Origin of the sequence: Bradyrhizobium sp. NBAIM08, assembly GCF_020193935.1 — a bacterium.
Lineage (GTDB): Bacteria > Pseudomonadota > Alphaproteobacteria > Rhizobiales > Xanthobacteraceae > Bradyrhizobium > Bradyrhizobium yuanmingense.
Map to the genome: position 1 here is coordinate 204,864 of NZ_JADYVR010000010.1, position 13,956 is coordinate 218,819.

Consider the following 13,956-nt stretch of genomic DNA (forward strand, 5'->3'; position numbering starts at 1 on the left):
GTTTGAATGCGCTGAAGCAGCCCCTCATCCGGCGCTTCGCGCCACCTTCTCCCACAAGGGGAGAAGGAAGAAAGAAGCGATCGCTTTGTAATAAACTACCTTCCCTTGAAATTCGCCACCCGCCGCTCTTCCGTGGCCTTCACGCCTTCCTGGAAATCGTCCGTCGCGCGCAGCCGCGTCTGCTCGGCGAGCTCGTGATTGGTCGCGGCCATCACGCGGTCGGCGAGGCCATTGCGCATCGTGGCGCGGGTGGAGAGCAGGCCGAGCGGGGAGCATTCGGCGATCTCGCCGGCGAGCTTCATCGCGGCCACCTTCACCTGGTCCTGCGGCACCAGCTCGTTGGCGAGGCCCCATTTGTAGGCTTCCTCGCCCGTGACGCGGCGACTGGTATAGAACATCAGCTCGGCGTTGTTCTTGCCGATCAGCTCCGGCAGCGTCACGGTCAGGCCGAAGCCGGGATGGAAGCCGAGCTTGGTGAAGTTTGCGGAGAAGCGCGCTTCGGGACAGGTGACGCGGAAATCGGCCGACACTGCAAGCCCGAGACCGCCACCGATGGCCGCGCCCTGCACGGCGGCAACGATCGGCTTCTTGGCGCGGAAGATGCGCACGGCCTGGATGTAGAGATGGTTGATCGGGCCGAGACTGTCGGCCGGATCGCCCTTTTTCTCGGCCTCGCGCGCCTCCTGGGCCTGCCGCGCCGGATCGCCGAAATTGGCGCCGGCGCAGAACGCCTTGCCCTGCGCGGAGAGCACGGAGGAACGGATTTCGATGTCGCGGTCGAACTCGTCGAGCGCGTCCGCGATCTGGTTGATCAGCGAGATATCGAAGAAGTTGAGCGGCGGACGGCGGATCTCGATGGTGCCGACATGCCCGACCTTCTCGACGCCGATATCTTGATAGGTGCTCATGATGATCCTCGATTGACTTAACGCAGACCCAATCCGCGGGCGATGATACCGCGCAGCACCTCGGTGGTGCCGCCCTGGATGGTGAGTTTCGGCGCGGTCTTGATCGCGAAGTCGAGCTGCCGCTCCAAGGTCTCACGGTTGGTCGCGGTCTCCTCGACGAAGGCGGCGAGATCGCGCACGCGATGCGGCAGCTGCTGCTCCCAGACCGTGCCGATGTCCTTGACGATGGACGCTTCGACCACCGGCTCCTTGCCGGCTTCGAGCATGCCGGCCACCGAGACCGACATCCGCCGCATGGTGTGGAGCTGCGCGACCAGGCGGCCGATGCCCTCGGCGCTGCGCGTGTCGGGATTGGGACCGACAGCGCGGACCAGCTCGGTGAGGACGTAATAGGTCTCGAGGAAACGCTCAGGGCCCGAGCGTTCATAGGCGAGCTCGCTCGTCGCCTGTTTCCAGGCGCCGTCGACTTCGCCGAGCACGTGATCGTCAGGGATGAAGTGATCGGTGAAGACCACCTCGTTGAACTCGTACTGGCCGGTGATCTGGCCGATCGGGTTCACCTTGATGCCCGGCTGCTTCATCTTGACTAGGAACTGGGTCAGGCCGTGGCGGCGGTTTTCCTTGGTCGGCGGCGAGGTCCGGAAGATCGCGATCATGTAGTCGGCGATATGCGCCGACGAGGTCCAGATCTTGGTGCCGTTGATGAGATAGCCGCCCTCGGTCTTGGTCGCGCGCGTCTTCGCCGCGAACAGGTCGGAGCCGGAGTTCGGCTCGCTCATGCCGATCGCAAAGCAGATCTCGCCGCGGCAGATCCGCGGCAGGATCTCCATCTTGATGTGCTCGGGCGCGTACTTCAAAAGCACCGGCCCGCTCTGGCGGTCGGCGACGAAGAAGCGCCGCGTCGGCGCATTGGCGACGCGCATCTCCTCGGTCACCACGTAGCGCTCGAGGAAGGAGCGTTCCTGGCCGCCATACTTTTTCGGCCAGGTCATGCCGAGCCAGCCCTTGGCGCCGACCCGGCGGGAAAATTCCGGCGCGTCGGTGTCCTCGCGATTGGGCTTGTGCGGATCGAAAGTGCCGGCGGCGATTTCCTCGGCGAGGAAGGCGCGCACTTCCTTGCGCAATTGCTCGCATTTCTCCGGCAGGCGGATCGGATCGAAACGGAGGGCAGCGGTCATTTTTGTCTCGTCCCCTGATCAGCGCGACGCCACGAGCGGCCACAATTCATCGGCACCGCGGTTTGCCACGAGCTTGCCGAGCTCGACGGCCCAGTAGCTTTCCGAGCCGAAATCGTCGCGCCAGGCCAGCGCGCGCAGCGAATAGCGGTGCAGGATGTGCTCCATGGTGAAGCCGATCGCGCCATGCACCTGATGCGCGATGCCGCCGCCCTTCTCGGCAGCTTCCGCGCAGCGGATCTTTGCGGAGGCGGCTTCAAGATAGATCTCGTCGTTGAACGATCTTGCATTGGCGATGGCGTCGGCGGCGGACGTCGCCGCCGCAAGCGCCGCGGCGGATTCGCCGGCAAGGCGCGCGAGATTGTGCTGCACGGCCTGGAATTTCGAGATCTTCTTCTCGAAGGCGACACGCTCGTTGGAATAGCGCACGGAGATGTCGAGCATGGATTCCAGCGCGCCGGCGATCTGGAGGCTGCGCGCGACGCCGCCCATCAGCATCAGATGGGTCTGCTCAAAGCCCTTCGGCGCGGGCTTGATGGCGACGGGCTGGACCTTGTCAAGCGTGACGGTATCGCTGTGGTCGTAGCCGACATTGAGCCCGGCCTCGATCCGCGCCTTGGCCGCGTCGATCAGCGCAATGGAAGCACCGTCCTTGCCGTGTGCCAGCACCGCAAAATGCTTCGCTGCTTTTGCAAAGGGCACGCCGCGCGCGCGACCGGAGAGCGCACCGTCGGCATCGAGGGTGATACGGTCCTTCGGGGACGCCGGCACGATCGTCATCTCGCCTTCGGGGGAAGCGATCTTGGCCTGTGCCAGCAGCCATCCCGCCAGCATGGTCTCGGCCAGCGGCACCGCGACTGCGAAACGGCCGGCGGCGTTCAGCAGCGCAAAGCCGTCGGCGAGGCTCGCGCCCGAGCCGCCGAGATCGTCCGGCACCCAGGACAGCGGCAGGCCGGCTTCGCTCAGCGCCTGCCACAGCGGCGCCTGCCAGGAATTGTTCTTGTCGTTGTTGATGGTTTGCGGGTCGGCGAGATCGGCGAAGATTTTCTCCGCGGTCTCGACGACGATATTGTCACTCTCCGCCACAGCGTTCCCCGTATCTTGCCATTGGCGCGTCCGGTCAGATCGGCCAGTGCGCAGTCTCTTCTTGCGCCCGATGATCGGAAAAAGCCATGGCCCTGACAAGCGTTGATCGCAGGTCCATCTGCGGCGTGGGCATGGGGCCAGGCTTCAGGAAATGCTAATTCCGCTTAGCGGAGTTTGCTCGATTTGCAGGGCGCGGCAAACTCGCTAAACAGGACGCCACACCAGATACAGGGGAAGGAAATCCGGATGGCAAAAGACGGCTTGTGCGCAATCGTGACGGGGTCCGCATCCGGGCTGGGTGCAGCGACTGCGGAGATTCTCGCCCGCAGCGGGGCGCGGCTCGTCATCAACTATTCGTCGAGCCGGAAGGAAGCCGAGGCGACGGCCGAGACCTGCCGCAAGGCCGGCGCCGCGGAGGTTTTGGTCGCACAGGGCGACGTCTCCAAGGATGAGGATTGTCGCAAGATCGTCGCGGCGGCGAGCGGCTGGGGCCGGCTCGACATCCTCGTCAACAATGCCGGCACCACCAAGCATGTGGCTCACGCCGATCTCGACGGTCTGTCGGCGGAAGATTTCCAGCGGGTCTATGGCGTCAACACCATCGGTCCGTTCCAGATGGTGCGCGCGGCGCGCAGCCTGCTCGAAGCCGCCGCCAAGGCTTCGGGGCGGCCATCTGCGGTCGTGAACGTGTCCTCGGTCGCCGGCATCAGCGGCGTCGGCTCGTCGATTGCGTACGCCGCGAGCAAGGGTGCGCTCAACACCATGACGCTGTCGCTGTCGCGCGCGCTGGCGCCGCTGATCCGCGTCAACACGGTCTGTCCTGGCTATATCGACACGCCCTGGTTCACCAAGGGCCGCGGCGAGGCGCAGGCCAAGCAGGTGCGCGACAGCGTCGTGGCGAAAGTGCCGCTGAAGGTCGCATCATCCGCGGAGGACATCGCCCAGCTCGTCTGCTTCCTGGCGACGCCGGCCTCCAGCAACATGACCGGCGAGGTCGTGCGCATGGATGCGGGGATGCATTTGATTACGTGAGACCCGATACGCCCTCTCCGCGTCATGGCCGGGCTTGACCCGGCCATCCACGTGAGGCCGCTCGGGTCGAAGGACGTGGATGCCCGGGTCAAGCCCGGGCATGACGATGAGGAGGTGGCGTGCTCTCGTCGTTACCGCTTCTAAGCGCTATCCCTTGATCACGCCGCTCGCTACCAGCCGATTCCAGATGAACAGCACCACCACCGCGCCGATGGTCGCGGTGATGAAGCCGGCGCCCTGGTCGGGGCTGTAATGGCCGATGGCCTGGCCGATCCAGGTGGCCAGAAACGCACCGGCAATGCCGAGGATGGTGGTGAGGATGAAGCCGCTCGGATTGTTCGGCCCCGGCGACAGCCAGCGCGCGATGAGGCCGGCAATGAAGCCGACCAGGATGATCCAAAACAGGCCGCCCATGCTCATGACTGTGCTCCCCTCTCTTTGAACCGATCAGACCCGATCCGAGAGTTCATTCTCGGTCGGCAGCCGTCCGTCCGGCGTCAAATGGTCGACCACCTGGGGCAGATACTGGCTGAGGCCGGAGAGCAGCTCTTCGCGTGACAGGCCGCTCTGGGCGGACAGGCTCTCGATCTGGTCGGCGCCGAGCGCGCTGGCGAGATCGCCCGGCGCGATTGGCTTGTTCTCGCCCTTGCCGACCCAGGAATTGGCGGCATCACCGTGTCCGCTCTGCTGGAGTTGGTTGAGGAGATCGCCAAGCCCGCCGCTCAGAATGCTGCCGGCCGCACCGCCGGCGAGCAGGCCGCCGAGGCCGCCCTTGAGCATGTCGTTCAGACCGCCGCCCCGACCTACGTTCACCGGCGGAGGCGCGGGTGTCGGCAACGGTTGGGGCGCTGAGCCGGACTGGTTGCCGGTGAAATGCTTGAATGCCTTCCAGGCGAGCAGGCCGAGCAGCGCCATGGTCATCGGCGACATGCCGCCGGAGGATTTCTCGGAGCTCGGTGTGCTCTGGCCGCGCGGGCCGTTCTGCATGCCGTTGAGGACGTCGAGTAGACCCATGGTGCTCTCCTTTGGCGTCTCGTTCGGCGAGCGCTCGCCGCTGACTGCCCCCGGGGCGAGAAGATATGGGGCACTCATGACCGTTACAAGTCGGATGCGCCGCGATTGGTTGTCGGGCTCGGCTCTGCTATCGAAGGCCGGTCATTCAGGGAGTGAGCTCGGTGATTGCGGATCGACCGATCGTTGTGGCCGGCGCCGGCGCCATCGGCTGTTTCGTCGGCGGCATGCTGGCCGCCCGCGGCCGCCGCGTCGCGCTCCTGGTGCGGCCGCGGGTAAAGACCGAGATCGAGCGGTTCGGCTTGCTTCTGACTGATTTCGACGGCTCCGAGAACAAGCTCGGCGCGGGTCAACTGGCGCTGTCGGAGGATCCCTCGATCTTCCACAGCGCCGGCATCGTGCTGGTGACGGTGAAAAGCGCCGATACCGCTGCTGTCGCCGAGCAGATCGCGCAGCATGCGCCTGAGGATGCCGTCATCGTCTCGCTTCAGAACGGCGTCGGCAATGTCGCTGCGCTGCGCGAGCGGCTGGGCGGCCGCCGCGTGCTGGCCGGCATGGTGCCGTTCAACGTGATCGCGATGGGCGAGGGCCGCTTCCACCGCTCGACCTCCGGCGACATTCATGTTGGCGAGGATGCGGAGAACACGGCCGGGAAGCTCTCGGTCGCCGGCCTCACGATGCGCGCGAGCGGCGACATCACCGGCGTGCAATGGGGCAAGCTGATCATCAACCTGAACAACGCGCTCAGCGCGCTGTCGGACATGCCGCTTGCCGCGCAACTGGCCAGCCGCGACTGGCGCAGGCTGTTCGCCGACCAGATGGCCGAAGGGCTGGCCGTGCTGAAGGCCGCCCACATCGTGCCGGTGTCGTCGACGCCGATCCCGATGAGCTGGTCTCCAACCCTGCTGCGGCTGCCGGATGCGATCTTCGGTGCAATCCTGGGACGGACCATGAAGATCGATCCCGAGGCGCGCTCCTCGATGTGGCAGGATCTGAAGCAGGGCCGCAAGACCGAGATCGACTATCTGCAGGGCGCGGTGATCGCGCTCGCCGAGCGGAACCATGTCGCCGTGCCGCTGATGCGCCGCATTGTTGCGCTGATCAAGGAAGCCGAGGCGGCCGGCAACGGTCCGCTCCGTATGACGCCGCAGCAGATTCGGGGGTAGCGCCCGAAAGGAGGAGCGCGATGAAACGTGGTCTTGTGATCGGGCTCGCGCTGACTGCCTTCTGCGGCACATCGACGCTCGCCTATGCGAGGCCGCCGACGGTGATGAACTCACCTGGATATGACAGGCGATTGCAGGAGAGCCGGTCGCAGTTGGGTGCTTCGCCGATGGTGACGGAGCCGGCGACTGCGCCGTTGGCGAAACCGAAGCAGGGCAAAAAGAAGCGCACGAACTGAGGGTGGGAGCTGATCTCCATCCAACTCGTCATTGCGAGCCACCGAGTCGGCGCAAAGCGCCGCCCGATGACAGGCTCCGCGAAGCAATCCAGAATCCCACCGCGGAAAGACCCTGGATTGCTTCGTCGCAAGGGCTCCTCGCCATGACGGTTATGGATGCAACTCACCCCTTCTTCGCGGGCTTGCTCGGGGTCGGGTTGAACAGCTTCTTCAGGTCGTTCAAGCTCTCCGACAGCCGCGGCCATTCGCAGGAGAACGAGCCCTTGGCGCAAGGTGCAGCCTTCGGCTTCGCGCCCGCGGCTTGCTGCACCTTCGGCCGCTCGACCGGCACCGGCACGCGCGCGACTTCGGTCCGCAGCGCGACCTGCTGCAGCTGCTGCAACTGCTGCTCCTGCTGTTCGCGCTGCTGCCGGGCGATAGCCTGGGCCGCTTCGTTGCTGCGGCGCTGGTTGGCGAGATAGGCCGTATAGGCTTCGTCGATCTTCTTCTGCTCCTCCGGCGTCGGATTGGGACCGGCGATATCGAAGGTGCGATCCTGGAGGAAATCGTAATAGGAATAGCCGCCGCCCGGCTTGCGGCGGCCGGCGAACTTGGCGTTGCAATCGGCAAGGGCGGCCGTCTTCTCCGCTTTGGTTGCGGCCTTCTCGGCGGCGTCGGCGCATTCCTCGAAATCAACCGGAGCGCGCTTCCACCATTGCGCCTCGGCATGCCCGTGCGTCAGCAGGAACAAAGCTGCTGTACCTACGGCGAGCAGCGCCGCACGACGCGATGTAACGACCGACGACATTCTACGAGAGCATTCCTTGCGCAACTCAACCCGAACTGAGTCGAGCCGGATTTTTGCCCCTTTCTTGCCGGCTTGTCACCCATGGAACCCAGGAAATTCAGGGCTGCGATGCTGACATTTTGTGCTTGACGTGGCGCGAGAGTCACAGCGCCCTGACCGCAGGCTGGTACACTCGTGCCGCGAGCGCCTCACTCCTGCGGCGACGCCAAGAAGACGAAATGGAAACGCCTGATGTTGCTGCCGCTCTCAGATGTGCCGCGCTGGTACGCGGAACGCAAACCACACGGCACGATTGCGATCCGTCACGGGCAGGACACGCTGACCTGGGACGAGCTCGAGCGCGGCGCCAACCGCCGCGCGCGGGCATTCATGGCCAAGGGCGTCAAGCCCGGGGATTTCGTCGCGATCGGATTGCCGAACGGCAACGCGTTCTTCGAGACCTCCTTTGCGGTGTGGAAATGCGGCGCGACGCCGACCTCGCTGTCGTGGCGGCTGCCGCGCGGCGAAGCCGCCGCCGTGCTCGACATTCTCAAGCCTGCGCTGGTGGTCGGCGGCGAGGCCGACTGGAATGCGCCCAACCGGTTGGCCGCCGACTTCGTGCCGGAAGGATTCTCGGATGGGCCGCTGGCGCCGCCGGTGGCGCGATACTGGAAGGCGATGACCTCAGGCGGCTCGACCGGCCGACCCAAAGTGATCCTCGATCACCAGCCGGCCGTGACCGATACCGCGGCTGCGCCGCCGCTCAATATTCCATTCGGCGTATCGCTGCTCAATCCCGGTCCGCTCTACCACAACGCGCCGTTCATCGTGTCGCATTATGCGCTGTTCGTCGGCGGCAAGCTCACGGGGCTGACCAAGTTCGACGCCGAGGAGACGCTGCGGCAGATCGAACGCGAGCGCGTGCAATGGGTCAATTTCGTGCCGACCATGATGCACCGGATCTGGGCGCTGCCTGCGAGCGTGCGCAACTCTTACGATCTGTCGAGCCTGCAGACGGTCTTCCACATGGCTGCGCCGATGCCGCCGTGGCTAAAGGAGAACTGGATCGGCTGGCTCGGACCCGAGCGGATTTGGGAGCTCTATGGTGGCACCGAGCGGCAGGGCGCCTGCATCATCTCCGGCACTGAATGGCTGACGCACAAGGGCTCGGTTGGCAAGATCGGCGACATGGCGAAGCTTCGCATCGTCGGCGAGGACGGCAAGGACGTTGCGCCCGGCGAGACCGGCGAGATCTATTTCCTCAACAATGACGGCAAGGACGCCACCTACCATTATCTCGGCGCCGAGCCGAAGCGCCGCGCCGACGGCTGGGAATCGCTCGGCGATATCGGCCGGCTGGACGCCGAAGGTTATCTCTATCTCGGCGACCGCCTCGCCGACATGGTGCTGCGCGGCGGCGCCAACATCTATCCGGCCGAGGTCGAGGCCGCGGTGTCCGAGGCTCCCGGTGTGCGCTCCTGCGTCGTGGTGGGCCTGCCCGATCCGGAACTGGGCCAGCGTGTGCATGCCATCATCGAGCCGGAGCCCGATGCGGACGGGCAGGCCATTGCCGACGGCATGGCGGATTTTCTCAAGGACCGGCTCAGCCGCTATAAGCATCCCGAAAGCTTCGAATTCGTCAGCGCCCCGCCGCGCGACGATTCCGGAAAAGTTCGGCGCACCCTGTTGCGCGATGAGCGTGCGACGTGGATGAAGGAGGGGCGCGCGTTCCGGATCTTGTCTTCGAAGGCGCGGGCGCATGCCGAATGAGACAAGCAAGGAAGGACTGACATGACGATCACCATCGCAGCGAGCAGCGTGAAGAAGCCGCCGGCCGATATCATCGAGGGGTTCAGGGACGCGCCGACCTCGGTGATCTCGGACAATCTCGCCCGGCTACCCGGTGCAGTGGGGCTGAGGCCCTATCACCGCGGCGGCAAGCTGGTGGGCACGGCCTTCACCGTGCGCACCCGTCCCGGCGACAATCTCGCGATCCACCGCGCGCTGGATCTGGTCGGGCCCGGCGACGTCATCGTGGTCGACGGCGGCGGCGACGAGACGCGCGCGCTGATCGGCGAGATCATGAAGAACATCGCGCAATGGCGCAAAGCTGAAGGCTACGTAATCGACGGCGCGATCCGCGACGTCGCAGCATTCGCGGCCGACGACTTCCCCTGCTACGCCCGCGCAGTGATCCATCGCGGTCCCTACAAGAACGGCCCCGGCGAGATCAACGTGCCGGTGACGATCGGCGGCAGCGTGATTGCGCCCGGCGACATCGTCGTCGGCGACGAGGACGGCGTGGTGTCGTTTCCCGCTGCCGGGGCGGCCGCCCTGTTGGACGCGGTGCGTGTCCAGGTCGCGCGCGAGGAGGAGACGTTGAAGGCGATCCGCGAGGGCCGTTACCAGGGCGCCTACGGCAAGTCCTGATCAGAGGAGCGTGAAGGGAGGATGGCGTGAGCCAGAAGGAAGAATTTCACAATCTCGATGATGCCAGCGACGGACTCTTCCGCGAGCTTGCCGCCGGCGTGACCACGCGCATCTTCTCCGGCGAGCAGGCGATGCTGTCGGTGGTGACGCTGGCCCCGCATGCGCAAGGCACGCTGCATCATCACCCCGAGGAGCAGTGGGGCGTGCTGCTCGACGGCTCCGCCATCCGCGTCCAGGGCGAGGAGGAAATCCCGGTGAAGAAAGGCGATTTCTGGCGCACGCCCGGGAACGTGCCGCACACCATGCGCGCCGGCCCGGACGGCGCCCGCGTGCTGGACATCTTCAGTCCGCCTCGGCCAGAATACAGAAAAGCAGGATCAGGCTTCGGCACGACCTAGCGCTCAAAAGCAAAAAAGCAAAGCGCTACACATAAAGGGAGGGGACCATGACGATCACACGACGGGCGCTGCTGGCCGCGCCGGCTATTCTCGCATTGACGCCGGCGATGGCGCAGGCCGGCAAAATCACGCTGGTGGTGCCGTTCCCGCCGGGCGGATCGACCGACGCCATGGCGCGGCTGCTGCAGACGAACCTGCAGACCAAGCTTGGTCGCATCGTGGTGGTCGAGAACAAATCGGGCGCGGCCGGTGCGCTCGGCGCGGCGCAGGTCGCCAAGAGCCCGGCCGACGGCTCGACCTTCCTGGTGACGTTCGATTCCCACGCCGTGATCCCGTCGATCCTCGACAAGCCGCCGGTCGATGTCGAGCGCGAGCTGATGCCGGTGCTGCTGATCGGCACCGCGCCTTACGTGATCGCGGCCGGCGCTGGCCGCCCCTACAAGAGCTTTGCCGACGTGGTTGCCGCCTGCAAGGCGACCCCCGGTGCGGTGAAATATGCCTCGGTCGGCATCGGCACGCTCGGCCATCTCGCCATGACCGTGCTCGGTAACAAGGCCGGCGTCGAGATCATGCACGTGCCCTATCGCGGCGGCGGGCCGGCCATGAACGACGTGCTCGGCGGCCACGTCGATCTCATCGCGGGATCGGCGGCGCTGGTCGCCGCCCAGCTCGGCACCAATATGCTGCGTCCGATCCTGCAGCTCGGCCGCGAGCGGCTGCCGGCCCTGCCTGATACTCAGACCGCGATCGAGGCCGGCTTCCCGGACTTCGAGACGCTGGCCTGGTGGGGCATCTTCGCGCCCACGGGCACGCCGCCGGACGTCGTCGCGGCCTTCGCGGCGGCGTCCAAGGAGATCCTGAGCGAGCCCGCGACCGCCGCCCAGCTGAAGGAGACGCAACACATGACGCTGCTGCTCCATCACGGCGCCGCCTTCAAGACCTTCTTCGACAAGCAGGTCGCCACCTGGGGCAAGGTCGTGAAGGACAACAATATCAAGGCGTGAGGCCCCGTCATGCCCGACGAAGGGGACGTGCGAAACTGAGCTCATGGCCATCGGGGTCGGTGAGATGGAAGTAGCGCTCGCCCCATTCTGCGTCGCGCGGCGTGGTCGACGGCTGCCATCCCGCGGCGCGCGCCTGCTCATAGATTGCGTCGACATCGGCGACATGGAAGATGACGCGGCCCCACCAGGACCAGCGTTTGTCGTCCGGCTGTGCCGTCAGGTTAAGATAACCGGGGCCGACGCGAAAGCTCGTGAATGCGGCGGCTTCGCCACCATACAAGAGCTCGAACCCCAGCGACCGGTAGAAGTGCACGGCGCGCCCCATGTCATGCGTGCCGAGCGTGATGGCGCTGATGCTTCCGATCATGTGAGCTGCTCCGTTGGGAGGGGCCTGGAAGTATAGCCGCCCCGTTCAGGCTGACGATCGATCTCGCCCGCCTGACGGCTGGCGAACCGCATTTTGCTCTGCTATGAGGGGGCCGAGCCCGCACCCACGGGTTCCGCGGTCCCGTAGCTCAGCCGGATAGAGCGGCGGTTTCCTAAACCGTAGGTCGGAAGTTCGAGTCTTCCCGGGATCGCCACTTTTCCGCGCGTTTACGCCGCGCCTAGGGCACGCAACGCCGGTATTCCCCCCAAGCGTTATTCCATCGTGACGTGTGCCGACAGCCGGCTAAAATACGGCGGGTGCAGGGGGCCTTGCATGGCGGACTCATGGTACTACGCTGAGGGCGGGCAGCGGCGCGGCCCGTTCTCGATTTCTGAACTCCTTACGCTTCTCGCGGGTATCGCCGATCCTCGGCGCGTGCTGGTCTGGCGGCACGGCTTCGAGAATTGGAAGCCGGCCGGGGAGGTGCACGAGATCACGCAGCAGCTCCTTCAATCGCCGCCGCCAAGCCCAGCATCGCCGCCGGTTGAGGTCATTCGCGAGGCGGCCGCTCCCGCAGAAGACGGCGCTTCATTCAAGGACGTCCAGCCAGAGATGACCGGCATCAGCGGCTGGCTCGGGCTTCTGGCGTTCGGCCAAATGATCGGCATCGTGCGCCTCGTCGTCAATACCGCGCAATATGTGCAGTCGATCTCCAGCGAGACCTGGGTGCAATTCTCAATCGTATTTTGGGGCGAGATAGCGATGAACGCCGCGCTGATCGGTCTCGCAATCTGGACGGCGGTGCTCCTGTTCATGCATTCCCGTAGATTTCCAGCGTTCTTCATTGTGCAGATGATCTGTGCGGTACTGATGCCGTTGATCGATCTGGTTTGGGTTGCATCGATCTTTTCCATTGGCTTGAACCGTCCGTTCGGTGATTTTTTCACTATCGAACCTCTTCAAGTCGCACGAATGGTCGTCGGTGCGATCAGTACCGCGATTTGGATAACCTACGTCCTTCGCTCCCGTAGAGTCGCGAATACGTTCACGGAGTAAGCCGTCATGCATCCGGCGGCCCGCAAGCCGAGCGGACAGGATGCCCGCTGATTTGCTCGGCTGGTGCAAAAATTGCTAACAGAAGCGACCGGGCCGGAAGGGGCACCTTCCAGCCCGGTCCGTGCCTGTCCGTTGCCATACCCGGAGACCATGATGCCTTTTGACTTGATCCTTCGCGGCGGAAGGGTCATTGACCCCTCGCAGAAGCTCGATGCCGTGACGGATGTCGCATTTTCGAACGGCAAGGTTGCCGCTGTTGGCACTGGGCTCAAGGCGGATCCGGGCACCGATGTCCGCGACATCTCGCAGTTCATCGTGACGCCCGGACTCATCGATCTGCACACCCATGTCTATTGGGGCGGCACCTCGCTCGGCATTGATGCCGAGGAGTTCTGCCGCCTCTCCGGCGTCACCACGGCGGTCGATACCGGCAGCGCTGGCCCCGGCAATTTCGCCGGCTTCCGCAAGCATGTGATCGAGCCGAGCCAGGTCCGCATCCTCGCCTATTTGCACGTCTCGCATGCCGGCATCTTCGGCTTCTCGCACCGGATCATGGTCGGCGAGAGCGAGGAGCTGCGCCTGATGAATCCGATCGAGGCGGCCGAAGTGGCCGATGCCAACCGCGATCTCATCGTCGGCATCAAGGTGCGCGTGGGCCTGCATTCCTCGGGCACCTCGGGCGCGGTGCCGCTCGACATCGCGCTCGAGGTTGCGAACGAGGTCGGCATGCCGCTGATGGCGCATATCGATCATCCGCCGCCGAGCTATGAGGACGTGCTGGCGCGGCTGCGTCCCGGCGACGTGCTGACCCACGCGTTCCGCCCCTTTCCCAACACCCCGGCGACGGCGCAAGGCACCGTGAAGAAAGCGGTGCTGGAGGCGCGCGAGCGCGGCGTGCTGTTCGATATCGGCCACGGCAAGGGCTCGTTCGCGTTCAAGACCGCGCGCGCCATGTTGGCCAATGGTTTCCATCCGGACACGATTTCCTCGGACATCCATCAGCTCTGCATCGACGGACCGGCCTATGACCAGGTGACGACCATGTCGAAGTTCCTGTGCATGGGCATGGAGCTGCCGGATGTGATCGCGGCATCGACGGTGAATGCGGCGATGGCGCTGCGGCGTCCTGAGCTCGGCAGCCTCAAGCCGGGCAGCGTCGGCGACGCGACGTTGATCTCGGTGCGGCAGGGCCAGTTCGACTATGAAGACGTCGTCGGCGAGCACCTGATCGGCGATCGCAAGATCGTGTCCGAAGGCGTCGTCATCGGCGGCCGCTGGTGGCATCCGAATTGAGCGGCGCGCGCGGATCGTGACCACGTGC

At 65.2% G+C, this 13,956-nt stretch carries 16 protein-coding genes and 1 tRNA gene; 10 read left to right on the plus strand and 7 right to left on the minus strand.

The window, feature by feature from the left end; translation table 11 throughout:
* Positions 1 to 95: 95 nt before the first annotated feature.
* Genes I6F37_RS29285 through I6F37_RS29295 form a run of 3 tightly spaced genes read right to left on the minus strand, consistent with a single transcriptional unit; the run spans position 96 to position 3,169 of the window.
* Positions 96 to 908: an enoyl-CoA hydratase/isomerase family protein gene (locus I6F37_RS29285; protein ID WP_036014572.1), complete on the minus strand. Its 813-nt coding sequence runs from the start codon at positions 906 to 908 to the stop codon at positions 96 to 98.
* Between the two features lie 17 nt (positions 909 to 925).
* Positions 926 to 2,086 carry an acyl-CoA dehydrogenase family protein gene (locus I6F37_RS29290; protein WP_036014568.1) on the minus strand — a complete coding sequence of 387 codons (1,161 nt, stop codon included), beginning with the start codon at positions 2,084 to 2,086 and terminating at the stop codon, positions 926 to 928.
* Between the two features lie 18 nt (positions 2,087 to 2,104).
* Entirely contained in the window at positions 2,105 to 3,169 is a 1,065-nt protein-coding gene (locus I6F37_RS29295) for an acyl-CoA dehydrogenase family protein (protein WP_225153428.1), read from the minus strand.
* A 246-nt stretch (positions 3,170 to 3,415) separates the two neighbouring features.
* Here I6F37_RS29295 and I6F37_RS29300 point away from each other — a divergent pair, with 246 nt between their 5' ends.
* A complete protein-coding gene (locus tag I6F37_RS29300) occupies positions 3,416 to 4,201 on the plus strand; it encodes an SDR family NAD(P)-dependent oxidoreductase (RefSeq protein ID WP_036014550.1) in 786 nt (261 codons plus the stop codon).
* Between the two features lie 147 nt (positions 4,202 to 4,348).
* On the opposite strand, the gene I6F37_RS29305 is transcribed toward I6F37_RS29300, so the two are convergent.
* Both I6F37_RS29305 and I6F37_RS29310 read right to left on the minus strand, forming a co-directional pair.
* Positions 4,349 to 4,615, minus strand: coding sequence for a GlsB/YeaQ/YmgE family stress response membrane protein (locus I6F37_RS29305; RefSeq protein ID WP_036014563.1), 267 nt, complete (start codon positions 4,613 to 4,615; stop codon positions 4,349 to 4,351).
* Positions 4,616 to 4,648: 33 nt separating this feature from the next.
* The gene (locus tag I6F37_RS29310) at positions 4,649 to 5,215 is read right to left on the minus strand and encodes a YidB family protein (RefSeq protein WP_036014559.1); all 567 of its coding nucleotides are present in this window, start codon (positions 5,213 to 5,215) and stop codon (positions 4,649 to 4,651) included.
* A gap of 161 nt (positions 5,216 to 5,376) precedes the next feature.
* Between I6F37_RS29310 and I6F37_RS29315 the strand changes: the two genes are divergently transcribed.
* Both I6F37_RS29315 and I6F37_RS29320 read left to right on the plus strand, forming a co-directional pair.
* Positions 5,377 to 6,378 carry a 2-dehydropantoate 2-reductase gene (locus I6F37_RS29315; protein ID WP_036014557.1) on the plus strand — a complete coding sequence of 334 codons (1,002 nt, stop codon included), beginning with the start codon at positions 5,377 to 5,379 and terminating at the stop codon, positions 6,376 to 6,378.
* Positions 6,379 to 6,398: 20 nt separating this feature from the next.
* Positions 6,399 to 6,614, plus strand: coding sequence for a hypothetical protein (locus I6F37_RS29320; RefSeq protein ID WP_074448068.1), 216 nt, complete (start codon positions 6,399 to 6,401; stop codon positions 6,612 to 6,614).
* Positions 6,615 to 6,777: 163 nt separating this feature from the next.
* Here the strand turns inward: I6F37_RS29320 and I6F37_RS29325 are convergent, their stop codons facing one another.
* The gene (locus tag I6F37_RS29325) at positions 6,778 to 7,401 is read right to left on the minus strand and encodes a hypothetical protein (protein WP_225153429.1); all 624 of its coding nucleotides are present in this window, start codon (positions 7,399 to 7,401) and stop codon (positions 6,778 to 6,780) included.
* Positions 7,402 to 7,632: 231 nt separating this feature from the next.
* Here I6F37_RS29325 and I6F37_RS29330 point away from each other — a divergent pair, with 231 nt between their 5' ends.
* The 4 genes from I6F37_RS29330 to I6F37_RS29345 are packed head-to-tail and all read left to right on the plus strand — an operon-like array spanning position 7,633 to position 11,212.
* Positions 7,633 to 9,150, plus strand: a complete 1,518-nt coding sequence (locus I6F37_RS29330) for an AMP-binding protein (RefSeq protein WP_036014546.1) — start codon at positions 7,633 to 7,635, stop codon at positions 9,148 to 9,150.
* Between the two features lie 21 nt (positions 9,151 to 9,171).
* Entirely contained in the window at positions 9,172 to 9,810 is a 639-nt protein-coding gene (locus I6F37_RS29335; RefSeq protein WP_036014544.1) for an RraA family protein, read from the plus strand.
* 26 nt (positions 9,811 to 9,836) lie between these two features.
* On the plus strand, positions 9,837 to 10,208 hold the full coding sequence (locus I6F37_RS29340) for a dimethylsulfonioproprionate lyase family protein (protein ID WP_036014542.1): 372 nt from the start codon (positions 9,837 to 9,839) through the stop codon (positions 10,206 to 10,208).
* A gap of 47 nt (positions 10,209 to 10,255) precedes the next feature.
* On the plus strand, positions 10,256 to 11,212 hold the full coding sequence (locus I6F37_RS29345) for a tripartite tricarboxylate transporter substrate-binding protein (RefSeq protein ID WP_225153431.1): 957 nt from the start codon (positions 10,256 to 10,258) through the stop codon (positions 11,210 to 11,212).
* Positions 11,213 to 11,219: 7 nt separating this feature from the next.
* Here I6F37_RS29345 and I6F37_RS29350 read toward each other — a convergent pair whose 3' ends face one another.
* Positions 11,220 to 11,579 carry a glyoxalase/bleomycin resistance/extradiol dioxygenase family protein gene (locus I6F37_RS29350; protein ID WP_225153433.1) on the minus strand — a complete coding sequence of 120 codons (360 nt, stop codon included), beginning with the start codon at positions 11,577 to 11,579 and terminating at the stop codon, positions 11,220 to 11,222.
* 137 nt (positions 11,580 to 11,716) lie between these two features.
* Here I6F37_RS29350 and I6F37_RS29355 point away from each other — a divergent pair.
* From I6F37_RS29355 to I6F37_RS29365, 3 genes are all read left to right on the plus strand, one after another.
* Positions 11,717 to 11,793, plus strand: a tRNA-Arg gene (locus I6F37_RS29355).
* A 119-nt stretch (positions 11,794 to 11,912) separates the two neighbouring features.
* Positions 11,913 to 12,635, plus strand: a complete 723-nt coding sequence (locus I6F37_RS29360; protein WP_225153435.1) for a DUF2569 family protein — start codon at positions 11,913 to 11,915, stop codon at positions 12,633 to 12,635.
* 153 nt (positions 12,636 to 12,788) lie between these two features.
* Positions 12,789 to 13,928 (plus strand): amidohydrolase/deacetylase family metallohydrolase, encoded by a 1,140-nt coding sequence (locus I6F37_RS29365; RefSeq protein WP_057027798.1) that lies wholly within the window; start codon positions 12,789 to 12,791, stop codon positions 13,926 to 13,928.
* Positions 13,929 to 13,956 lie beyond the last annotated feature (28 nt).